22 protein-coding genes are annotated in these 20,145 nt (G+C 65.7%); 10 read left to right on the top strand and 12 right to left on the bottom strand.

Going from position 1 to position 20,145, the window contains the following annotated elements:
- Window positions 1-40 precede the first annotated feature (40 nt).
- Both glyA and rpiB read right to left on the bottom strand, forming a co-directional pair.
- Window positions 41-1,324 carry a serine hydroxymethyltransferase gene (gene glyA / locus A6A05_RS10185; protein WP_068500174.1) on the bottom strand — a complete coding sequence of 428 codons (1,284 nt, stop codon included), beginning with the start codon at window positions 1,322-1,324 and terminating at the stop codon, window positions 41-43.
- A gap of 31 nt (window positions 1,325-1,355) precedes the next feature.
- The gene (gene rpiB, locus A6A05_RS10180; protein ID WP_068500233.1) at window positions 1,356-1,793 is read right to left on the bottom strand and encodes a ribose 5-phosphate isomerase B; all 438 of its coding nucleotides are present in this window, start codon (window positions 1,791-1,793) and stop codon (window positions 1,356-1,358) included.
- Window positions 1,794-2,133: 340 nt separating this feature from the next.
- Between rpiB and A6A05_RS10175 the strand changes: the two genes are divergently transcribed.
- Window positions 2,134-2,586, top strand: coding sequence for a Ros/MucR family transcriptional regulator (locus tag A6A05_RS10175; RefSeq protein WP_068500173.1), 453 nt, complete (start codon window positions 2,134-2,136; stop codon window positions 2,584-2,586).
- Between the two features lie 51 nt (window positions 2,587-2,637).
- Here the strand turns inward: A6A05_RS10175 and A6A05_RS10170 are convergent, their stop codons facing one another.
- Both A6A05_RS10170 and A6A05_RS10165 read right to left on the bottom strand, forming a co-directional pair.
- A complete protein-coding gene (locus A6A05_RS10170) occupies window positions 2,638-2,823 on the bottom strand; it encodes a DUF6898 family protein (protein WP_068500171.1) in 186 nt (61 codons plus the stop codon).
- Window positions 2,820-3,884 (bottom strand): enoyl-CoA hydratase/isomerase family protein, encoded by a 1,065-nt coding sequence (locus A6A05_RS10165; RefSeq protein ID WP_068500169.1) that lies wholly within the window; start codon window positions 3,882-3,884, stop codon window positions 2,820-2,822. The genes A6A05_RS10170 and A6A05_RS10165 overlap by 4 nt, the downstream gene beginning before the upstream one ends.
- Before the next feature lie 145 nt (window positions 3,885-4,029).
- Between A6A05_RS10165 and A6A05_RS10160 the strand changes: the two genes are divergently transcribed.
- From A6A05_RS10160 to A6A05_RS10150, 3 genes are all read left to right on the top strand, one after another.
- Window positions 4,030-5,322, top strand: a complete 1,293-nt coding sequence (locus tag A6A05_RS10160) for an O-acetylhomoserine aminocarboxypropyltransferase/cysteine synthase family protein (protein WP_068500228.1) — start codon at window positions 4,030-4,032, stop codon at window positions 5,320-5,322.
- A gap of 39 nt (window positions 5,323-5,361) precedes the next feature.
- The gene (gene hemB, locus A6A05_RS10155) at window positions 5,362-6,366 is read left to right on the top strand and encodes a porphobilinogen synthase (protein ID WP_068500167.1); all 1,005 of its coding nucleotides are present in this window, start codon (window positions 5,362-5,364) and stop codon (window positions 6,364-6,366) included.
- 125 nt (window positions 6,367-6,491) lie between these two features.
- On the top strand, window positions 6,492-6,980 hold the full coding sequence (locus tag A6A05_RS10150; protein WP_068500165.1) for a pentapeptide repeat-containing protein: 489 nt from the start codon (window positions 6,492-6,494) through the stop codon (window positions 6,978-6,980).
- A 5-nt stretch (window positions 6,981-6,985) separates the two neighbouring features.
- On the opposite strand, the gene A6A05_RS10145 is transcribed toward A6A05_RS10150, so the two are convergent.
- The 3 genes from A6A05_RS10145 to A6A05_RS10135 all read right to left on the bottom strand — a co-directional run bounded on the left by A6A05_RS10145 (window position 6,986) and on the right by A6A05_RS10135 (window position 9,808).
- Window positions 6,986-8,677: a glycoside hydrolase family 17 protein gene (locus A6A05_RS10145; protein ID WP_068500164.1), complete on the bottom strand. Its 1,692-nt coding sequence runs from the start codon at window positions 8,675-8,677 to the stop codon at window positions 6,986-6,988.
- Window positions 8,678-8,778: 101 nt separating this feature from the next.
- Window positions 8,779-8,964 carry a hypothetical protein gene (locus A6A05_RS10140; protein ID WP_068500162.1) on the bottom strand — a complete coding sequence of 62 codons (186 nt, stop codon included), beginning with the start codon at window positions 8,962-8,964 and terminating at the stop codon, window positions 8,779-8,781.
- Window positions 8,965-9,034: 70 nt separating this feature from the next.
- Window positions 9,035-9,808: a phytoene/squalene synthase family protein gene (locus tag A6A05_RS10135; RefSeq protein WP_068500160.1), complete on the bottom strand. Its 774-nt coding sequence runs from the start codon at window positions 9,806-9,808 to the stop codon at window positions 9,035-9,037.
- Window positions 9,809-9,884: 76 nt separating this feature from the next.
- Here A6A05_RS10135 and A6A05_RS10130 point away from each other — a divergent pair, with 76 nt between their 5' ends.
- The 5 genes from A6A05_RS10130 (at window position 9,885) to pal (ending at window position 14,058) form a co-directional block, all read left to right on the top strand.
- Window positions 9,885-10,736 carry a squalene/phytoene synthase family protein gene (locus tag A6A05_RS10130; RefSeq protein WP_068500158.1) on the top strand — a complete coding sequence of 284 codons (852 nt, stop codon included), beginning with the start codon at window positions 9,885-9,887 and terminating at the stop codon, window positions 10,734-10,736.
- A complete protein-coding gene (locus tag A6A05_RS10125) occupies window positions 10,733-11,533 on the top strand; it encodes a squalene/phytoene synthase family protein (protein WP_068500155.1) in 801 nt (266 codons plus the stop codon). Before A6A05_RS10130 ends, A6A05_RS10125 begins: the two co-directional genes overlap by 4 nt.
- A gap of 5 nt (window positions 11,534-11,538) precedes the next feature.
- Entirely contained in the window at window positions 11,539-12,714 is a 1,176-nt protein-coding gene (locus A6A05_RS20835; RefSeq protein ID WP_172822257.1) for a hydroxysqualene dehydroxylase, read from the top strand.
- A gap of 99 nt (window positions 12,715-12,813) precedes the next feature.
- Window positions 12,814-13,410, top strand: a complete 597-nt coding sequence (locus tag A6A05_RS10115; protein WP_068500153.1) for a superoxide dismutase — start codon at window positions 12,814-12,816, stop codon at window positions 13,408-13,410.
- Window positions 13,411-13,533: 123 nt separating this feature from the next.
- The gene (gene pal, locus A6A05_RS10110; RefSeq protein ID WP_068500150.1) at window positions 13,534-14,058 is read left to right on the top strand and encodes a peptidoglycan-associated lipoprotein Pal; all 525 of its coding nucleotides are present in this window, start codon (window positions 13,534-13,536) and stop codon (window positions 14,056-14,058) included.
- Between the two features lie 302 nt (window positions 14,059-14,360).
- Here the strand turns inward: pal and A6A05_RS10105 are convergent, their stop codons facing one another.
- The 5 genes from A6A05_RS10105 to yajC form a co-directional block, all read right to left on the bottom strand.
- Window positions 14,361-15,662, bottom strand: coding sequence for an IS1182-like element ISMmo1 family transposase (locus tag A6A05_RS10105; protein ID WP_068500147.1), 1,302 nt, complete (start codon window positions 15,660-15,662; stop codon window positions 14,361-14,363).
- A 112-nt stretch (window positions 15,663-15,774) separates the two neighbouring features.
- A complete protein-coding gene (locus A6A05_RS10100) occupies window positions 15,775-16,149 on the bottom strand; it encodes an Mth938-like domain-containing protein (protein ID WP_068500144.1) in 375 nt (124 codons plus the stop codon).
- 8 nt (window positions 16,150-16,157) lie between these two features.
- The gene (secF, locus tag A6A05_RS10095) at window positions 16,158-17,105 is read right to left on the bottom strand and encodes a protein translocase subunit SecF (protein WP_068500142.1); all 948 of its coding nucleotides are present in this window, start codon (window positions 17,103-17,105) and stop codon (window positions 16,158-16,160) included.
- A gap of 10 nt (window positions 17,106-17,115) precedes the next feature.
- On the bottom strand, window positions 17,116-18,684 hold the full coding sequence (gene secD, locus A6A05_RS10090; RefSeq protein WP_068500139.1) for a protein translocase subunit SecD: 1,569 nt from the start codon (window positions 18,682-18,684) through the stop codon (window positions 17,116-17,118).
- A 27-nt stretch (window positions 18,685-18,711) separates the two neighbouring features.
- Complete coding sequence (yajC, locus tag A6A05_RS10085) at window positions 18,712-19,092, bottom strand: preprotein translocase subunit YajC (RefSeq protein WP_068500135.1); 381 nt, start codon at window positions 19,090-19,092, stop codon at window positions 18,712-18,714.
- 116 nt (window positions 19,093-19,208) lie between these two features.
- Between yajC and A6A05_RS10080 the strand changes: the two genes are divergently transcribed.
- The gene (locus A6A05_RS10080; RefSeq protein WP_068500133.1) at window positions 19,209-20,063 is read left to right on the top strand and encodes an ATP-binding protein; all 855 of its coding nucleotides are present in this window, start codon (window positions 19,209-19,211) and stop codon (window positions 20,061-20,063) included.
- Window positions 20,064-20,145 lie beyond the last annotated feature (82 nt).

Here is a 20,145-nt window from a genome sequence, read left to right as displayed (position 1 = left end):
CGGCGCCCCGTCGCGAGGCTGCCGCCGACGGTTCAATCGCTTACGAATAGATCGGGAAACGGCGGCACAGCTCCGCCACTTCCGCCCGGGCCTTGGCCTCGGCCGCCGAATTGTCGTCGGGGCTGGCGGCCAGGCCGTCCAGGACGTCGCCGATCAGCTCGCCGATCTTGGTGAACTCGGCCACTCCGAAGCCGCGGGTGGTGCCGGCCGGGGTCCCCAGGCGAACGCCCGAGGTGATGGTCGGCTTTTCCGGATCGAACGGGATGCCGTTCTTGTTGCAGGTCATGCCGGCATGTTCCAGGCTGGCCTCGGCGGCCTTGCCGGTCAGCTTCTTCGGGCGCAGATCGACCAGCATCAGGTGCGAATCGGTGCCGCCCGAGACGATGGCCAGGCCGCGACGGACCAAGGTGTCGGCCAGGGCGCGGGCATTATCGACCACCTGACGGGCATAAAGCTTGAATTCCGGCTGCAGCGCCTCGCCGAAGGCCACCGCCTTGCCGGCGATGACATGCATCAGCGGGCCGCCCTGGATGCCGGGGAAGATCGCCGAGTTGATCTTCTTGCCCAGCGCCTCGTCATTGGCCAGGATCATGCCGCCGCGCGGGCCGCGCAGGGTCTTGTGGGTGGTGGTGGTCACCACATGGGCGTGCGGGAACGGGTTGGGATAGACCCCGCCGGCGACCAGACCGGCGAAGTGGGCCATATCGACCATGAACAGCGCGCCGACTTCATCGGCGATCTTGCGGAAGCGGGCGAAGTCGATGACGCGCGGATAGGCCGAGCCGCCGGCGATGATCAGCTTCGGCTTGTGCTCGCGGGCCAGGGCCTCGACCTCATCGAAATCGATCTGGGAATCTTGCAGGCGCACACCGTACTGCACCGCCTTGAACCACTTGCCCGACTGGTTGGGCGGCGCGCCGTGGGTCAGGTGGCCGCCGGCGGCGAGGCTCATGCCCATGATGGTGTCGCCGGGCTGGACCAGCGCCATGAAGACGCCCTGGTTGGCCTGCGAGCCCGAGCTGGGCTGGACGTTGGCATAAGAGCAGCCGAACATCTTGCAGGCCCGCTCGATGGCCAGCTGCTCGACGATATCGACGAACTCGCAGCCGCCGTAATAGCGCTTGCCGGGATAGCCTTCGGCATACTTATTGGTCAGCACCGACCCTTGCGCTTCCAGCACGGCCCGCGACACGATGTTCTCGGACGCGATCAGTTCGATCTGGTCCTGCTGACGCTTCAGTTCCTTGCCGACGGCGGCGAACACGTCGGGGTCGCGGTCGGCCAGGGAAGTGCGAAAGAAAGGCTCGGTGGAGGTGCTGGACATCGGGAATCTTTCGTCAGGGGAGGTTTTTGCTTCAATCGCCAAGCTTGGCGACCCGACGAGCATGGCGCCCGCCTTCGAATTCGGTGGCAAGGAAGATCTCGACGCATTCGCGGGCCACTTCCGGCCCCATGGTGCGCCCGCCCAGCACCAACACGTTGGCGTCATTGTGCTGGCGGCACATCCGGGCGCCATAGGCGTCGTGCACCAGGGCGGCGCGGACATGGCGATGGCGGTTGGCGGCGATCGAGATGCCGATGCCGGTGCCGCACATCAAGATGCCCCGGCTGGCGCGGCCATCCTTCAGCGCGTCGGCCATCGCCTTGGCGTAATCGGGATAATCGACCGACGACGAATCGTGGGTGCCGAGATCGAGAATTGCGCAGCCCTTGTCCTGGAGAATCTGGCGCAGCATCGTCTTCATTTCGATGCCGCCGTGATCCGAAGCCAAAGCGATGATTTCCTGCGTCATTTCCATCCGTCCGAACCTGTCATGCATTGCCGCCGCTAAATACCATATGTCGGCCTGCCTTGCCAATCCGGCACAAGCTTATGCGGCACCGGGATTTTGCGCCCGGCCGGTTCTTGAGCCGGCGATGTTGGCGGGCGGCACCCTTGATGACCGTCAAGTGACGATGGCCGTATGGTGCAGACATCGACCACGTTGCTTTGGTGCGACATCCGGTCTTTTACTGATGGCACGAGTGAACGCCAAGAATTGATTACTCAAGACATTCAATTTGGAATTGACATCACAGAGCCGGCATGCATTTTATGATTCTTACGATCAAGAACATTCCTCGGGTAATGAAATGACCGACTCCATGTCCGCCAAGTCAAATCGTGACGATATCCTGCGTATGGCAGTCGATGTCGTGTCCGCCTATGTCAGCAAGAACCCGCTTCCTGCCGGGCAAATTCCCGAGATCATTCAGACCGTGTATTCGTCGCTGTCGTCGCTGGACGGCGGGGCTCCCGAGGTAAAGGTCGAGGCCCCCAAGCCGGCGGTCACGGTGAAGAAATCGGTCACTCCCGACTACATCGTCTGCCTGGAAGACGGCAAGAAGCTGAAGATGCTGAAGCGGCATCTGCGCACCACCTACAACATGACCCCCGACGAATATCGCGCCAAGTGGGGTCTGCCGCCCGACTATCCGATGGTGGCCCCGAACTATGCCGCCCAGCGTTCCGACTTCGCCAAGAAGATCGGCCTGGGCCGCAAGGCCGGCGAAGTCGAAAAGAAGCCGGCGCGTCGCAAGGGCTGATTTTCCGATCACCTGACAATAAACGGCCGCCGGGCCTGGTCCGGCGGCCGTTTATTGTTTCTGCTTTTCCAGAACGTACTGCAATTTCCGTAGCGCCACCGCCTTCAACTGGGCCTGGGTCGAGCGCGCATCGCCGACGATCGACACCTCGACCGCCGTCTCCACATCGACGGCGCTGACCTTGACGGCATTGCCGACGCGGCGGAACTCGAACAGAACTTCACGTGATGTGGTCATGGGAATGTCAACTCGTCATTGACGCCGGCGAACAGGCGGTCGATTTCGGGGGCTGGCAATTCGGCCAGGCTGGCCGGCCGCCAGCGCGGCGATTTATCCTTGTCGATGACCAGGGCGCGGATGCCCTCGTGGAACTCGCTTCCCTGCAACAAGGTGCAGGCCAGGCGGAACTCGCGGCGGATGGCATCGTCGAAGCCCAGGCCTTGGCCTTCAGTCAATTGGCGCCAGGTCACCACCAGACTGGTGGGCGACGCCGCCCGCATCGCGGCGGCGGCCAGGTCAGCCCAGTCCTCGCCCACCGCGTCCAGGGCAGCAATCATCGCTTCCGGCCCGTCGGCACGGCACACCTGCTCGATGGTCGCCAGCCGTCCGGCCAAGGCCGAAGGTCCGGGCGATTGATGCAGGCGCTCCAGCAGATCGGCCACCGCCTGGGCCGCATCCCCTTGCCGCGACGCCTGTTCCAGGCCGGCCCGCAAATCCTCAAGCCCGGCTGCGGGCACGAAATGGGTGGCCAGCCCCGCCGCCAGCATGTCGGCCGGCCCCAGCCGGGCCCCGGTCAGGCCAAGGAACAGGCCCAGCCGCCCGGGACAACGCGACAGGAAATGGGTGGCCCCGACATCGGGAAAGAAGCCGATGGCACATTCCGGCATGGCGAACAGCGATCGTTCGGTCGCCACGCGAAAGCGGCCATTGATCGAGACACCGGCGCCGCCGCCCATGACGATGCCGTCCAGCACCGCCACATAGGGCTTGGCATAATGATGGATGCGGCGGTCCAGGCGGTATTCGGCGCGGAACAGTTCGCGGTTGCCGGCCTCGTCGCATTTCTGGCGGCCGTCCCACACCGCCTTGATGTCGCCGCCGGCGGAAAAGGCCCGCTGGCCCGCCCCCTCGATCATGACCACCCTGATCGTCGGATCGGCGGCCCAGGCGGCCAGGCGTGCATCGATGGCGCCGAACTGGGTCGGCGACAGGGCGTTCAGGGCCTTGGGCCGGTTCAGGGTGACGATCCCCAAACCGCTTGATTGCCGAAACAGGGTCTCGTCTTCGGGCGTTTCCATCCGGCCATCTTTGCAAGGCTTCCGGATCGTGGCAAGCGCGCGGCAATACTACATATCAGGCACGGGTAATATTCCGGGGCCCGCTTGACAGGGTATCTGCGCGGTGTTCAACTCGCAGCCCAATGAAATCAAGGGAGGAAGGCAGATGTCGGTCAACAGCAAGCACCCGGAAACCATCGTCCTGCACGCGGGTTTCCGCGCCGATCCGGGCACCGGCTCGGTGGCGGTGCCGATCCATCAGACCACCTCCTACCTGTTCCGCGACACCCAGCATGCCGCCAATCTGTTCTCGCTGTCGGAACTGGGCAACATCTACACCCGCATCATGAACCCGACCCAGGACGTGCTGGAACAGCGCCTCACCGCGCTGGAAGGCGGCGTCGCCGCGCTGGCCACCTCGTCGGGCCAGGCGGCCAGCACCTTCGCGGTGATGAATCTGTGCCAGGCCGGTGACAATTTCGTCACCTCGACCGACCTTTACGGCGGCACCTGGAACCTGTTCGCCAACACCTTGAAGCAGTTCGGTGTCGAGGCCCGCTTCGTCGACCCCACCGACCCGCAGGCCTTCGTGCGGGCCACCGACGACAAGACCCGCTGCTGGTACGCCGAGACCCTGCCCAACCCCAAGCTGCAGGCCTTCCCGATCAAGGAGGTCGCCGCCCTGGCCGAACAGACCGGCGTGCCGCTGATCATGGACAACACCGCGACCCCGGTGCTGTGCCGGCCGATCGAGCACGGCGCCCATATCGTCGTCTATTCGACCACCAAGTTCATCGGCGGTCACGGCACCTCGATCGGCGGCATGATCGTCGATTCCGGCAAGTTCGATTGGGAGAAGCACGGGGCGCGCTTCCCGCTGTTGACCCAGCCCGACCCCAGCTATCACGGCGCGGTGTGGACCGAGGCGGTCAAGCCGCTGGGCCCCATCGCCTATATCATCCGCGCCCGCGTCGTCTTGCAGCGCGACATCGGCGCCGCCATGGCCCCCTTCAACGCCTTCCAGTTCATCCAGGGACTGGAAACCCTGCCGTTGCGCATGCGGGTCCATTCCGACAACGCCGCTGCGGTGGCCCATTACCTGTCCAAGCACCCCAAGGTGGCCAAGGTCATCTATCCCGGAATCCAGCAGGGCGAGACCCGCAGGCGCGCCGATGCCATCTTGAAGCACGGCTATGGCGCCCTGGTCGGTTTCGAGCTGAAGGACGGCTCGGATGCTGGCAAGCGCTTCATCGACGGGCTTGAGATGTTCTATCACGTCGCCAATATCGGCGACGCCCGCTCGCTGGCCATTCACCCCGCCAGCACCACCCATTCCCAGCTGTCCGATGATGACAAACTGGCAACTGGCGTGACCGCGGGCTATGTGCGATTGTCCGTCGGACTCGAGCATATCGACGACATCATCGCCGACCTCTCGCAGGCGCTGGACAAGGCCTGAGGCCTGGATCGGGGGGGCGGCCGCAAGGAGTAAAAACCCGTGCCGCTGTTCCTACCCGACGCCCAATATCCCCGCACCCGCCTGCGCCGGACCCGTCGCCACGACTGGGCCCGGCGTCTGGTGGCGGAAACAAGGCTGAGCGTCGATGATCTGATCTGGCCGCTGTTCGTGGTGGAAGGAAAAGGGGTCCGCCAGGAGGTGACCTCGATGCCGGGCGTCGCCCGCCTGTCGGTCGACCTGCTGGTCGAGGCGGCCAAGCGCGCCGCCGATGCCGGCATCCCGGCGATCGCGGTGTTTCCCTCGGTCGATGCGTCCTTGAAGACCCCCGACGCCCGCGAGGCGGTCAATCCCGACAATCTGGTGTGCCGCGCGGTGGCGGCGGTCAAGCAGGCGGTGCCTGCGCTTGGCATCATCTGCGACGTGGCGCTGGACCCGTTCAATTCCGACGGTCATGACGGCATCGTCCGCGACGGCTATGTCGTCAACGACGAAACGGTCGATATCCTGGGCCGCATGGCGGTGGTCCAGGCCCAGGCCGGCTGCGACATCGTGGCGCCGTCCGACATGATGGACGGCCGCATCGGCGCCATCCGCGACGCGCTGGAAGCCGCCCACCTGCACGACGTGCAGATCCTGTCCTATGCCGCCAAGTACGCCTCGGCCTTCTATGGCCCGTTCCGCGACGCCGTCGGCTCGAAGGCGGCCTTGAAGGGCGACAAGAAGAACTACCAGATGGACCCGGCCAATTCCGAGGAAGCCCTGCGGGAAGTCGGCCTCGACATCGCCGAGGGCGCCGACATGGTAATGGTCAAGCCCGGCCTGCCCTATCTGGATATCGTCCGCAAGGTCAAGGATGCCTTCGCCGTGCCGACCCTGGCCTATCAGGTGTCGGGCGAGTACGCCATGATGAAGGCCGCCGCCGCCAATGGCTGGCTGGATTGGGACAAGGTGTGCCTGGAAAGCCTGGCCTGTTTCAAGCGGGCCGGGGCCGACGCGGTGCTGACCTATGCCGCGCTGGAAGTCGCCGAGCGACTGAACAAATAAACACCCGATTGATGTAGTTAGCCATCATCAAATAATCGCGTTGCCGCGTCGTGATAGTCTTTCCGAATTCTACAGAATGAATGCGAACATCATACTGTTCGCATCTTCGACGGGAGGACAGTCCGATGTGGCGTTTCGCGGCGATTGCGGCCTTGGTGACGGCGATGGCGACCCCCGCCCTGGCCTATGAGCGGGCGGTCAACCCCAGCTGCAAGCTGGAAGCCGAGGCCAATTGCAATTGGGGCAACCTGTACCGGGCCAAGGCCAAGGGGCTGGACCTGCGCGATGCGGCATTCCTGTCGGCGATCCTGGACGAAGGCGACTTCGAGGGCGCCAATTTCGAGCAGGCGCTGATGCAATTGACCTATATGCGCGGCGGCAATTTCAAGAACGCCAACTTTACCCGCGCCCACATGCACGCCACCAAGATGCAGGGCGCCAATCTGGAAGGGGCGATCCTGGATCACACCAACCTGACCAGTTCGAACATGGAAGGCGCCAACCTGAAGGGCGCGTCGCTGAAGAACGCCATGCTGATGAACGCCAAGCTGTCGGGCGCCACCTGGATCGACGGCCGTATCTGCGCGCAGGGCTCGATCGGCGAGTGCAAGTAGCGGGGTCAGCCCCGCCCCTTGCCCAGCCGCCATTCGGCCCAATAAGGGATGGTCATGACCAGAACCATGGCCATCCACACCAGCATCTCGCCGTTGGCGAATGCGATTTCAGCCAGCAGCGGCGCTTGCTGGCTCCAGTCGGGATGCATCGACTGGAAATCCTCGCCCAGGTAAAGGGCCAGGGATTCCGACAATGGCGCCGAGGCCGCCGCGATCAACAAAGCGATGGTCGCTTCCTTCGCCGCCTTGACCCGGGCCGGCAATTCACCGGCGAACAGGCGGCTGATGGCGAAAGCCTCGGGCCATTTCAGCCCCAGAACGAACAAACGGATCAGGCCCCAGGCGGTCAAACCCAGGCATGGGACCAGGAATTCCAGGTTCGGAATGTCGCGATAGCGTCCGTTGAAGAAGATCAGCATGCAGATCGCCCACACACACACGCCATAGAACACGGCGAAGCGTCCACCCCAATGGCTTGAGGCCAACGGCGCGCCCTCTTCCAACGAAGCGGCCGCCACCCGCAGGATAATACCTGCAAAAATACAGTGCATAATAATGCGCGCGGCCGCCCAGACGTCCTGCAGCGGGCTATAGGCGATGGTCCAGGCGTTCAGCCCCTGCCAGACCACGGCGGCGGCCAGAATTTGTGCCAGGACCGCAACGATCAGGGCGCGGACCGGGGTGAAGTTGGCCGCGCGGCGCATCAGGGCCAGGGCCGCCAGCGCGCCCAGCAGGGCAGCGCCGGCCCCTTGAATCGCCCAATGGGGGTTGGCCACGACCGGCCCCGACATCGAGAACTTGACGGCACGGTGGGTATCGACCACGCCCCAGAAGGCGCCGACGGTGCCTTCCAGCTTGGCCTTCCACGGCTGATCGAAGGCCTCGACGACGTTGTAGTCGAAGCCGTTTTCCTTCGACACCTTGGCCAGGGTCCGCACGAAGAAGGCGGCGTTTTCCATGTTGACCGCCGCCGGGCCGCGGTTGCGGCCCTTGGTCGGCCAGCCGGCCTCGCCGATCAGGATCGGCTTGCCGGGGAACTTGGCCTGGATCAGGCGGTAGATCTTGACGATATGCTCGGCCGCGCCCTCGACGCCGATGGGCTCGTCCTCCCAATAGGGCAGGATGTGGATGGTGATGAAGTCGACCTCTTCGGCGACCTGGGGATAGCGCAGGTAAAAGGCCCACACGTCGGCATAGGACACCGGCTGCTTGACCTTGGACTTCACCTCGCGGATATGGGCGATCAGGCGGTCGACCGGCAAATCCTGGCGCAGCAGTACCTCGTTGCCGACGATCACCCGCTTGATGGAGTCTGGATGGGCGTTGGCCGCCGCGATCAGGGCCTGGACCTCTTGGGCGTTGATTTCCGGCTTCTGGCCCAGCCAGGCCGAATGGGTCAGCTCGATGCCGTGCTTGGCGGCCAGGGCCGGCACCACGTCCAGCCCCTCGCGGCTGGTATAGGTGCGGATGCCCTTGGTGACGCCGACCAGGCTTTTCAGATCCTCCTCGATCTGAGCCGGCGGCGGATAATCGCCGCTGATCGGGCTTTGTCCACGGCGGAAGGGCGCGAACGACACCGACGGGAACGGCTCGTCAAAGGTCAGCCCGACCGGCACCGGCCGGTTAAACCACCACCACCCCGCCAGATTGGCGAGCGCACAGAACGCGACGAACGCGACCAGGGGAACAAGACGCATGGATCACCCGCCTGCCAGACCAGCCCTTTCAATAGGCGGACCGGGCCGGCGCGTCAACATGGTGAGCCGCAATGGCCACCGAGCAGGCCGAGATGCCGGCCCTACCCCAGCGACGCAGCGAAGGCGGCGATACCGATCATCGCCGACACCACGAAGGTCCCGCCGACCGAGCCCGCGCCAATGACGTAAAGCCCGACACCCATGCCGGCAAAGATCACGGCAATTCCGATCGCCAACGATCGCCAGGGAAATCCGTTCGGAGCCAGAATGATGGCCTTGGCAGTCATGATGTCGCCTCCGCTTATGCTTTTATTTCAACAGCATGACATAAACGGCGCGTTCTGTCTCAACCAACGGCTAAAATCGCCCCCGCCAACTATGCCACAACAGTCGAAGCGGCATCGGACGCGGCCGCGACACCGCTGAATCGAACGGATCGCCGCCGGCGGCGGCCAGCACCTGCACGTAACGCCGCGCCAGGGTGCCGGCCAGCAGGACCGGCAGGGCGGCGCGTGGATAGGCCATCGCCTGTGCCTCGTCCAGCAATTGGGCGGCACGGGCGGTGATCGGGGCCAGGGCGGCCCGGTTGGCGGCCTGATCGGCCTTGGCCCCGCCCGGCAGCGCCGACCAGCCGGTGCCGTGATGGAAGGCCATGGCGCGGGCCAGCCCGACCAGGGCGAAGGCGGTGCCGACCGTTTCCGCCGCCCGATGGCCGTCGGTCCCCAGCAGGGTGCAGGCCAGGCGGGCCAGGCAGCCGGCGGTGGCGCGGGCGTAATCCTCGACGGCGGCCAGATCGGCGAAGGGGGCCGGCTCCAGATCGTTCTCGCGCGCGGTCAGCAGCGGCTCGAAATCGGCGCCGACCAGGGGCAACTGGCGGGCCGCCCAGGCGATGGGATGGGGCCGGGCCTCGGGGTCGCGGCCGCCGTCCAGCACCTCGCGCCACCATTGCAGCCGGATCAGCCCGGCCTGGGGCTCGCGCACCTGGGTGCGGATGTTGGCCAGCTCGACATTCAGCGCATACAGGGCGAACAGCTTCTCGCGCGCACTCTCGGGGGCGAACAGCACGGTGGCGAAACGGTCGCGGTCCAGCTTTTGAACCAACCGGGCGGCAGGAGACAGGGAAGGTTCCATCCAAAGTCCTAGGCGCGAAGGGCGTGGGCATGGCATATATATCTCCTCCAACCGGCGACACCAATGGGAGGACGCGATGAGCCGCTCCGCCGCTGCCGTGCTGCTGCCGTCCCCGACCGGCAAGACCGCCGTGGGCGAGAACTTTCCCGTGGCCTCGCGCCTGCTGGCGCCGGCCGTCCGCGCCCAGGTGATGGCGTTCTATCGCTTCGCCCGCCTGGCCGACGACATCGCCGACGACCCGACCCTGGCCCCCGACCAGAAGCTGGCCCGCCTGGACGCGCTGGAACAAAGCCTGGCCGGCGGCGCGCCGATGGTGGCCGAAGCCATCGATCTTTGCGATGCCGTCGGCAACGATCCCGCCCTGTTGGCCCATGCTGCCGCCCTGCTGCAGGCCTTCCGCCGCGATGCCTTCCTGGACCAGTGCCGCGATTGGGGCGACCTGATGGCCTATTGCCGGTTCTCGGCAGCGCCGGTCGGCCGCTTCCTGCTGGACCTGCATGGCGAAGGTGCTGCCACCCACGCCCCCTCCGACGCCCTGTGCGCCAGCCTGCAGATCCTGAACCATCTGCAAGATTGCGGCGCCGATTACCAAACGCTGGGCCGGGTCTATCTGCCGGCCGACTGGATGGAGGCCGCGGGCGCGGTGCGCGGCAGCCTGGCCCACCCCACCACCAGCCCCGAATTGCGTGACTTGCTGGACCATGTGCTGGATCAGGTCGATGGACTGATCGACCTGGCATCGGCCCTGCCCGGGCGCATCAATAATCGCCGCCTGCGGCTGGAAGCCGCCGTCACCGTGGCGGTGGCCAGGCGCCTGTCGGCCCTGCTGCGCCGCCACGACCCGCTGGCCGAGCCGGTCAGGCTGACCCCGCTGGCCTATGGCGTCGCGGTGGTCGAGGGGCTGATCAGCGGGTTGCAGCGCCGGTGACGTCGTCGTCCTTCTATTGGGCGATGCGGCTGTTGCCGGCGCCGGTCCGCACCGACATGTTCGCGCTGTATGGCTTTTGCCGCGCCGTCGACGACATCGCCGACGGGCCAGGAAGCGTGGAAACCCGCGCCGCCCGCCTGGCGGTAGTGCGGGCCGCCATCGCCACCTTTTTCGCCACCGGCCAGGCCCTGTCACCCGAGTTGACACCCTTTGCCGCCACCATCACCCGCCATAACTTGCCCCGGGCCGAGATCGATTGCCTGCTGGACGGCATGGAGCGCGACATCCTGGCGCCAATGGTGGCCCCCAGCCTGGCCGAGTTGCAGCTTTATTGCCGACAGGTCGCCGGCACCGTCGGGCTGATGGCTGTGCGCATCCTGGGTCGTTTCGATGCCGATTCCTTCGCCCTGCTGACCGCCGAGGCGCTGCAGCTGACCAATATCCTGCGCGACCTGGACGAGGACGCTGTCAATGGCCGGCTGTACCTGCCGGTGGAAATCCTGGACCAGGCCGGCATACCCTCGGGCGGCCCGCTGGCCGTGCTGTCCCACCCCCGTCGCGCCCAGGCCTGCCAGGCCCTGGCCGGGCTGGCCCATCAGCGTTTCGACCAGGCCCAGGCCGAGCTGGCCCGCATCGGCCGGCACAGATTGTGGCCGGCGGCGACCATGCTGGCGACCTATCGCGCCCTGCTGAACCGTCTGGGCCGCCATGGTTGGCGCCGCCCCCACCCCCATCCGCGCCTGCCGGCGGCGGCCAAGCTGTGGATCGCGCTGCGCACCGCCATGGTCGGACCCTAATTGTGGTGACCCATGTGGTCGGTGCCGGCATCGCCGGCCTGGCGGCGGCGGTCGCCCTGGCCGGGGCCGGCCATCGGGTCCGCCTGTTCGAGGCCGCGCCCCAGGCCGGCGGGCGCTGCCGATCCTTCACCGACCCGATCTTAGGGGCCACCATCGATAACGGCACCCATCTGGTGCTGGGCGCCAACCGTCACACCCTGGCCCTGCTGGGCGCCATCGGCGGCCAGCACCGGATTCTCGCCGCCCACCTGCCGATCCTCGACCTTGTCAGCCGCCGGTTGACAGAGCTGCGGCCGGGCCGTCCGCCGGCCGGCTGGGGCGAGACCCTGCGGGCGGCCGGTCTGCCGTGGGTTGGCCAACACCAGACCGTCGCCCAGCGCTTGGGGCGGTGCCGGTCCTATGGCTCGTTGTGGCAGCCCTTGTGCGTCTCGGCGCTGAACAGCCCGGCCGAGACCGCCCAGGCCGCCTTGTTGGCCCGTCTGCTGCGCGCCTTGGTGCTGGGTGGCCCCCAGGCCCTGCGGCCGGTGATCTTTCCCGACGGATTGTCGGCGGCCTTCGCCGGTCCGGCCTTATCCTTCCTGCGGGCCCGGGGCGCCACCGTCCGCTTCGGCCACCGCCTGAGCGCCATCCATTCCGATCATCTGTCCTTCGGCGACCATACCATTGCCCTGGCACCCAAGGACCGAATCATCCTGGCGCTGCCCGCCGACGGGGCGCGGCGCCTGATCCCGGCCTTGCCCGACCTGGCCTGCCAAGCCATCGCCAACCTGCATGTCCACCTGCCCGGGCCGGTCGCCCTGCCCGGCGGCCAACCCTTCCTGGCGCTCACCGGCGGCCAGGTCCAGTGGCTGGCGGTGCGCGGCGCCATGCTCAGCGCCACCTTGTCGGCCTGCCCCGCCCGCCCCGATCCGGCAACGATCTGGGCCGAGATCGCCGACCTGTGCGGTCTTGGCCCGCTACTGCCGCCCCACCGGCTGATCTTCGAGCGCCGCGCCACCTTGGACCATGCGCCCGCCACCATCGCCGCCCGGCCCGGCCCGCGCACGCCGTGGCCCCATTGTTTTCTGGCTGGCGACTGGCTGGCCTCGGCCTGGCCCTGCACCATCGAGGCGGCGGTGGAATCGGGCCTGACGGCGGCACGCCTTGCGGTGGGACAAGACGATCTTCTCTTCTCGTGCTAAAGTTTGGGGGCTTCACAAAACGACCCGACCACCCTATGTTGTCGAGCAGATTTAGAGCTTTTCCAATTTCATCCACAACCTAACTGTAAGAGGCAAATTATGGCTTTCGAGCTTCCCCAGCTGCCCTACGACAAGAGCGCGCTAGAGCCGCATATCTCGGCTCGTACGCTGGAATTCCACCACGGCAAGCACCACAACACCTATGTCGTCAACCTGAACGGCCTGATCAAGGACACCGACCTGGCGACCAAGTCGCTGGACGAGATCATCATGATCGCCGCCAAGGATCTGCCGGCCAAGCAGGGCCTGTTCAACAATTCGGCCCAGGTGTGGAACCACACCTTCTTCTGGAATTGCATGAAGCAGGGCGGCGGCGGCAAGCCGTCGGGCAAGATCGGCGCCAAGATCGAGGCCGATTTCGGCAGCTACGAAAAGTTCGCCGAGGAATTCAAGAACGCCGCCCTGACCCAGTTCGGTTCGGGCTGGGCGTGGCTGGTTCTGGACGGCGGCAAGCTGAAGATCACCAAGACCGCCAACGCCGACCTGCCGATGGCCCATGGCCAGACCGCGCTGTTGACCGTTGACGTGTGGGAACACGCCTATTACATCGACTTCCAGAACCGCCGCGCCGATTTCGTCCAGGCCTTCCTGGACCATCTGGTCGATTGGTCCTTCGTCGAGAAGAATCTGGGCTGATCGCAGATTTAGTGCTAATACCGGGCGGCCCCCTCCATTAAGAGGCGGGCCGCCTCTTATTTTCGCCATTTTTGTCCGGCAGCATCCTGCCTTGGATCACACTACCCATAGGGGACTAAAGTCATGCGTCGCTTCCTCGTTTCGTTCACCGCCCTCACCGCGCTGATGGCCGTGTCGGCCTGCTCGGATCAAGCGCAGCAGACCGGCGGCACCACCGGCTCCGGTTCTATGGCCGCCCAGCCGGCCCGCCCGATGGCGCCCGCCACGATGAGCGAGGCCGAGCGCCTGGCTCAGATGCAGCGCGAATTCCAGACCTCGGTCGGCGACCGCGTCTATTTCGGCACCGACAGCACCAGCCTGTCGGCCGAGTCCAAGGGCACCCTGGACCGTCAGGTCGCCTTCCTGCGCCGCTATCCGACCGTGATGCTGCGCATCGAGGGCCATGCCGACGAACGCGGCACCCGCGAGTACAACCTGGCCCTGGGCGACCGTCGTGCCCAGGCCGCCAAGGAATACATGCTGGCCCAGGGCGTCAGCTCGAACCGCCTGACCACCTCGACCTACGGCAAGGAACGCCCGGAAGCCATCGGCTCCAGCGAGTCCTCGTGGTCGAAGAACCGCCGCGCGATCAGCGTCATCGCCCAGTAAGGGTGGTGATCAGCCATGAAAAGGGGCCCCTCGGGGCCCCTTTTTTCGTCCAGAGTCGCGAACTTTAAATCGGACGCACTTATGTTTGAACCGTCACTCCCGCGAAGGCGGGAGTCCACATCCGGTTCTCCCGCGACTCGTGGATGCCCGCCTTCGAGCCTGTGAAGGAATCTGAGTTTTGGTATCTTTCGCTTGTCCTCTCGGCGAAGCGGACAGGTTCGGGTAGCGGCCGGCTTGAAAGCGGGCTCAGCCCGAGCCCGGGGCTCGGGGCGTGGGGCAGGAGGGAACGCTGCCCCGGTGGGTCAGACTGTGGGGTATGCCGTGGCGGCTCGCAGCCCATGGGCGCGCCACAGATTGTGGGCGATGGCCTGCAACAAGGCGATGCATTTGACTTTGGCGATCGAGCGGACGAGGAGAATTCCAAAGCCTCTGCCTTTGAGAATGCCGTTGATGGTTTCGATCCGCTTTCTGCGGCCGTAGATGTCCTCGGCCTCGGGTTGGGCCATGCGTTGGCGCCAGGCCTTGACCGCGTCGGGTTCGGATCGCCGCTGGGACGCCCGGCGCTGGACCGTGGCGGGTTTGGCATCGGGCTTGTCGGCGGGGACCGGCGAATAGATTGCGGTTCCCCGTTCGGCCAGCGACACCATGTCATCATGGGTGGCGTAGGTGGTGTCGACCAGTGCCCGTTTGGGCGCGGCAGCGAACCGGCGTTCGATTTGATCGACCATCGGTCCCGCCAGACCGGCATCGTTGCGCCGGTCGGTGACATCGACGGCGACGATGACGCCGGTCTCGGTGGCGGCAGCCAGTTGGACGTTGTAGCCAAGGCGGGTGGTCCCATCGGCGAAGCGCATGGCGCGGGCCTCGGGATCGGTGAGGCTGGCCCGCTCCTCGGCCTTCTCCGCCTCGGCTTTCTTGTGCCGTTTGGCCCGTTCAGTCTTTTCCGCGCGCAGTTTCTCCACGACCCGACGGGCGGCCTCGGCCCGACGAGCCACGTCTTCCGCCGCGCGCCGCTGGGCCGCCTGACGGCGGCGGGAGGATGCCTCCGGATCGCTGTCCACTTCGGCTTTCAACGCGGCCACCCGGTCGCGCGCCGAGGCCTCGATCCGCTCCAGCGTCGCCGCCCGCCGGAATTTGCCCCGCCCCGCACTGGCTTTCACCTTGGTGCCGTCGATGGCGACTTCATCCAGATTGACAAGCCCTTCCGCCACCAAGCCCGTCACCGTTTCCGTCAGCAGCCGGTCCAGAATGTCGCCATGGCCAACGCGGAAGTCGCTCAGACCGTGGTAATTCATCGAAACCCCGCCGCACAGCCAGCGATAGGCTGCGTCGCTGACACAGGCCTTCGCCACCTGCCGGGCAGACCCAACCCCTTCCAGCGTCGCATACAGCCACACCGCCAAAAGAATGCGCGGATCGGCCGGCGGGCGACCGGGGCCAAACTCCTGCGCCCGAATCGATGCATACAGATCGGTCAGATCCAGCGCATCAACGAACGCCCAAACCACCCGCGCCCGATGATCTCCGGGAATCTGGCTGTCCAGATCAACCATGTCCCAGCGAAGCTGAGAGCGATCAACTTGACGATACCGAACCTGCGACATCGGAAACCTCCTGTTCCCCATAGGGAATCACAGGTGGATCGCCAATGCCATTTCCTTCACAGGCTCCTTCGCGGGCATGATGGGTGTTGAGCATGGTTAAAGGTGCGCTGCTCTATACCGCGATCAGCGCGGCGGCGACGTCGCGGCCCTCGGTCAGCAGGACGTTGAAGGTACGGCACGCCGCCCCGGTATCCATCGGCTCGACCACGATGCCCAGCGGCCGGCAGGCATCGCGCAAGGGCTTGGGCACCGGCCGCATGCCCTTGCCGCAGCCCAGCAACAGGACGGTCGGGCGCGGGCTGGCTTGAAACAATTCCGCCAGGCTTTCGGGTGTCACCTCGCCCAAGGATCGGGGCGACCAGGCAAGGGTCTGGGTGGCAAGGATCAGCACCGATCCTTCATGGCGGGTGCCGGCGATGGTGAAACCACCGTCGCCATAGCCGTTGATCAGCTGAAATTCCTTGCCGACGACGGGCGTGATGTCCATGGCGGGCCTCAGGGCAGCGCTTCGGTGCCCTGCTCCTCGTCCTCGCGGTCGGCGCCCGAACGCAGGTTGAAATAGATCAGCACCGGCAACGCCACGAACACCGACGAATAGGTGCCGACGATCAGGCCCCACAGCATGGCCACCGAAAAGCCGTGCAGCACCTCGCCGCCGAACACCAGCAGGGCGACGACGGTGATGAACACCGTGGCCACCGTCAGGAAGGTGCGGGCCAGTGTCTCGTTGACCGCCAGGTTCAAAAGGTCGTAGACCGGCATCGCCTTGTATTTACGCAGGTTCTCGCGCACGCGGTCATAGATGACCACGGTGTCGTTGATGGAGTAGCCGGCGATGGTCAAGATGGCGGCGACGCTGGTCAGGTTGAATTCCAGCCCGGTCACCGAGAACAGCCCGAAGGTGGCAATGACGTCGTGGAAGGTGGCGATCAGCGCACCCGCGCCGAACTGCCATTCGAAGCGGAACCACACGTAGGCGGCAATGGCCAGAACCGCCAGCCCGACAGCCAGGATGCCGTCCTGCTTCAGTTCCTCGCCGACCTTGGGGCCAACGATTTCGACGCGGCGATAATCGTAACCGGCGCCCAAAGCCTCCTTCACCTTGGTCAGCGCGGCCAATTGGGCCTTTTCGTCACCCTCTTGGCGCTGGACGCGGATCATCACGTCGCGGCCGGTGGCGCCGAATTCCTGCAACGACACCTCGCCCAGGCCCAATCCGCCCAGGATGTCGCGCATCGGGCCGATCTTGGCCGGGCCATCGGTGGTTTGCACCTCGATCAACAGGCCGCCGGCGAAGTCGATGCCGAAATTGAAGCCCTTGATGGCGATCGAGCCGAAGGTGGCGGCGACGATGCAGCCGGTGACGATGAAGGCGAAGATGCGCTTGCCGACGAAGTCGAACTTCGGCGTGCGGGCGATCAGGCGGGCGTAGAAGCTGCTCATGGTCGGTCCCTTAAAGCGGCAAGGTCTTGGGGCGGTGCCACTTGATCCACAGCGACACCAACAGGCGGGTCACCATGATGGCGGTGAACATCGACGAGATCAGGCCCAGCGTCAGGGTGACGGCGAAGCCCTTGATCGGGCCGGAACCGAACTGGAACAGCAAGGCGGCGGCGACCAGGGTGGTCAGATTGGCGTCGAGGATGGTGCCGAAGGCGCGCTCGAAGCCGGCCTGGACCGAGCCGATGATGCCGCGCCCCAGGCGATGCTCCTCGCGGATGCGTTCATAGATCAGCACGTTGGCGTCAACCGCCATGCCCATGGTCAGCACGATGCCGGCGATGCCGGGCAGCGTCAGGGTGGCGCCCAGCACCGACAAAAGCGCGGTCAGCAGCACCAGGTTCAGCACCAGGGCGACATTGGCCATCAGGCCCAGCACGCCATAGATCACCACCATGAAGATGACCACCAAGACGATGCCCAACAGGCTGGCGATGGCGCCGGCCTTGATGGAATCGGCGCCCAGATCGGGACCGACGGTGCGTTCTTCCAGCACCTGCAACGGCGCCGGCAGCGCACCTGCCCGAAGCAGCAGCGACAGATCCTGGGCCTGGCGGACGGTGAAGCTGCCGGAAATCTGGCCCGAGCCGCCGGTGATCGGCTCGTTGATGCGCGGCGCCGAGATAACCTTGTCGTCCAGCACGATGGCCAGGAACTTGCCGGAATTCTCACGCGTGGTGTCGCCGAACTTCTTGCCGCCGGCCACCGAGAAGCGGAACGACACCACCGGCTGGCCGTTGGCGAAGGTCGGCTGGGCATCGACCAACTGGTCGCCGCCGACCTCGACGCGCTTCTTGACCACGTACTGGGCGGGAAGGCCCCGCTCCTGCTCGGCCGAGTTCAGCAGCATCGAGCCGGGCGGCACCCGGCCGCGGCCGGCCTCTTCCGGGGTGACCGAATCGTCCACCATGTGGAAGGTCAGCTTGGCGGTCTTGCCCAGCAGCGCCTTGATGCGGTCGGGGTCCTTGATGCCCGGCAGCTGGACGACGATGCGGTCGACGCCCTGATGCTGGATCGACGGCTCGCGCGTGCCCAGTTCATCGACGCGGCGGCGCACGATCTCGATCGACTGGCCGATGGCGGCGCGGATGCGCTTGTTCATCACCGGCTCGGGATATTTGAAGGTGACCAGACCGTCCTCGGCGATGGCGAATTCCGCCTCGGGCTCAAGTTTGCGCAGCTCGGGGCGCAGACGCTCGCGGTCGGCCGCCTCCAGCAGGCGGACCTTGACCGCATCGCGGCCCATGGCGCCCAGATCGGAATATTTGGCCTTTTCCTTGCGCAGCGTGACGCGCAGGGCCTCGACCAGGTTGGCCTGCATCTCGCGCACCACATAGGCGGTGTCGACCTCGAGGAGCAGGTACGAGCCGCCCTGCAGGTCAAGACCCAGGCTGACCGGCTGCAGCCAGGTCGGCAGCCGGTCGGTCACGTCGCGGGACAACAGGTTGGGCACCGACCAGACCAGCCCGAACAGGCTGACCATCAGCACCATCATGATCTTCCACTTGGGAAACTGGAGCATGTCGGACCCAAATCCTGTTGGAAACGATTACTTGTCGGCGGCCGGCTCGGCCGGCTCGTCCTTGGCCTCGTCCTTGGCGGCGGCGACCGGCTCGGTCTTGGACAGGATTTCTTGGATGGCCGGGCGGGCCATGCGGACCTTGACGCCCTCGGCGATCTCGACCACCACTTCGGTGTCGCTGATGACCTTCGAGATGGTGCCGTAGATGCCCGAACCGGTCACGACGCGGTCGCCGCGGCGCAATTGGCTCAGCATTTCCTTGTGCTGCTTGGCGCGCTTCTGCTGCGGCCGGATCAGCAGGAAATAGAACACCACGAAGATCAGGATCAACGGCAGGAAGGATTCCAGCCCACCGGCGATCCCACCGGCATTACCGGCGGCCTGGGCAAAAGCGGGGGAAACGAACATCGGGCGCGCTCCTTGGGCGAATCGGCGAAGTGACCGGAATATAGCGGCCCTTCCGGCCGATGCAAACTCTAACTCCCGGCTTGCGGCGGCAATCCCGACGCAATAGGCTTCGGTCCATGGACCAAGAAACCCGCACCCTGCTGGCCCGCATCGCCGACGCGCTTGACCGCCTGGCGCCGCCCAAGCCGGCCGCCATCGACATGCATGCCGCCGACGCCTTCGTCTGGCATGCCGACCCCGACCAACTCGAGCCGGTTGCCGACGTCAACCGGGTTGACATCGGCCTGCTGAAGGGCATCGAGTACCAGCGCGCCCAGTTGCTGGAAAACACCCGTCGTTTCGCCGACGGCCTGCCGGCCAACAACGCCCTGCTGTGGGGGGCGCGCGGCACCGGCAAAAGCTCGCTGGTCAAGGCGGTGCATGCCACGATTAACCAGGAAAGCCCCGGCCGACTGATCCTGGTGGAAATCCACCGCGAGGACACCCCCAGCCTGCCCCGCCTGTTGCGCCTGCTGAAAAGCGGCGGCCGGCGCGCCATCCTGTTTTGCGACGATCTGTCCTTCGAAGGCCAGGACGAGGCCTACAAGTCGCTGAAGGCGGTGCTGGAAGGCGGCATCGAGGGACGGCCGACCAACGTGGTGTTCTACGCCACCTCGAATCGCCGCCACCTGATGGCGCGGGACATGATCGACAACGAACGCTCGACCGCCATCAATCCCGGCGAGGCGGTCGAGGAAAAGGTCTCGCTGTCCGACCGCTTCGGTTTGTGGCTGGGCTTCCATCATGTCGGCCAGGACACCTTCTTCGAAATCGTCGAGGGCTATGTCGCCCGCTACGGCCTGCCGATCGAAACCGACGACTTGCGCCGGGCCGCCAACGAATGGGCGGTGACGCGCGGCTCGCGCTCGGGCCGCGTCGCCTGGCAGTTCATCCAGGACCTGGCCGGCCGCCTGGGCTGTCCTTTGACATAGATTATGGCTCTATTCGTGAATCGTATTGACGGTCACGCCCCCATGGCGGCGGCGAGGCAATATCGCGCGGTCGGGTCCGGAT

The organism is Magnetospirillum moscoviense, assembly GCF_001650635.1.
GTDB classification, from domain to species: domain Bacteria; phylum Pseudomonadota; class Alphaproteobacteria; order Rhodospirillales; family Magnetospirillaceae; genus Magnetospirillum; species Magnetospirillum moscoviense.
This window is presented reverse-complemented; position numbering and strand designations above follow the sequence as displayed.

Coding starts and splice junctions, on each gene's coding strand:
- glyA (WP_068500174.1), bottom strand. CDS start 1,324: ATGTCCAGCACCTCCACCGAGCCTTTCTTTCGCACTTCCCTGGCCGAC.
- rpiB (WP_068500233.1), bottom strand. CDS start 1,793: ATGACGCAGGAAATCATCGCTTTGGCTTCGGATCACGGCGGCATCGAA.
- A6A05_RS10175 (WP_068500173.1), top strand. CDS start 2,134: ATGACCGACTCCATGTCCGCCAAGTCAAATCGTGACGATATCCTGCGT.
- A6A05_RS10170 (WP_068500171.1), bottom strand. CDS start 2,823: ATGACCACATCACGTGAAGTTCTGTTCGAGTTCCGCCGCGTCGGCAAT.
- A6A05_RS10165 (WP_068500169.1), bottom strand. CDS start 3,884: ATGGAAACGCCCGAAGACGAGACCCTGTTTCGGCAATCAAGCGGTTTG.
- A6A05_RS10160 (WP_068500228.1), top strand. CDS start 4,030: ATGTCGGTCAACAGCAAGCACCCGGAAACCATCGTCCTGCACGCGGGT.
- A6A05_RS10150 (WP_068500165.1), top strand. CDS start 6,492: ATGTGGCGTTTCGCGGCGATTGCGGCCTTGGTGACGGCGATGGCGACC.
- A6A05_RS10145 (WP_068500164.1), bottom strand. CDS start 8,677: ATGCGTCTTGTTCCCCTGGTCGCGTTCGTCGCGTTCTGTGCGCTCGCC.
- A6A05_RS10140 (WP_068500162.1), bottom strand. CDS start 8,964: ATGACTGCCAAGGCCATCATTCTGGCTCCGAACGGATTTCCCTGGCGA.
- A6A05_RS10135 (WP_068500160.1), bottom strand. CDS start 9,808: ATGGAACCTTCCCTGTCTCCTGCCGCCCGGTTGGTTCAAAAGCTGGAC.
- A6A05_RS10130 (WP_068500158.1), top strand. CDS start 9,885: ATGAGCCGCTCCGCCGCTGCCGTGCTGCTGCCGTCCCCGACCGGCAAG.
- A6A05_RS10115 (WP_068500153.1), top strand. CDS start 12,814: ATGGCTTTCGAGCTTCCCCAGCTGCCCTACGACAAGAGCGCGCTAGAG.
- pal (WP_068500150.1), top strand. CDS start 13,534: ATGCGTCGCTTCCTCGTTTCGTTCACCGCCCTCACCGCGCTGATGGCC.
- A6A05_RS10105 (WP_068500147.1), bottom strand. CDS start 15,662: ATGTCGCAGGTTCGGTATCGTCAAGTTGATCGCTCTCAGCTTCGCTGG.
- A6A05_RS10100 (WP_068500144.1), bottom strand. CDS start 16,149: ATGGACATCACGCCCGTCGTCGGCAAGGAATTTCAGCTGATCAACGGC.
- secF (WP_068500142.1), bottom strand. CDS start 17,105: ATGAGCAGCTTCTACGCCCGCCTGATCGCCCGCACGCCGAAGTTCGAC.
- secD (WP_068500139.1), bottom strand. CDS start 18,684: ATGCTCCAGTTTCCCAAGTGGAAGATCATGATGGTGCTGATGGTCAGC.
- yajC (WP_068500135.1), bottom strand. CDS start 19,092: ATGTTCGTTTCCCCCGCTTTTGCCCAGGCCGCCGGTAATGCCGGTGGG.
- A6A05_RS10080 (WP_068500133.1), top strand. CDS start 19,209: ATGGACCAAGAAACCCGCACCCTGCTGGCCCGCATCGCCGACGCGCTT.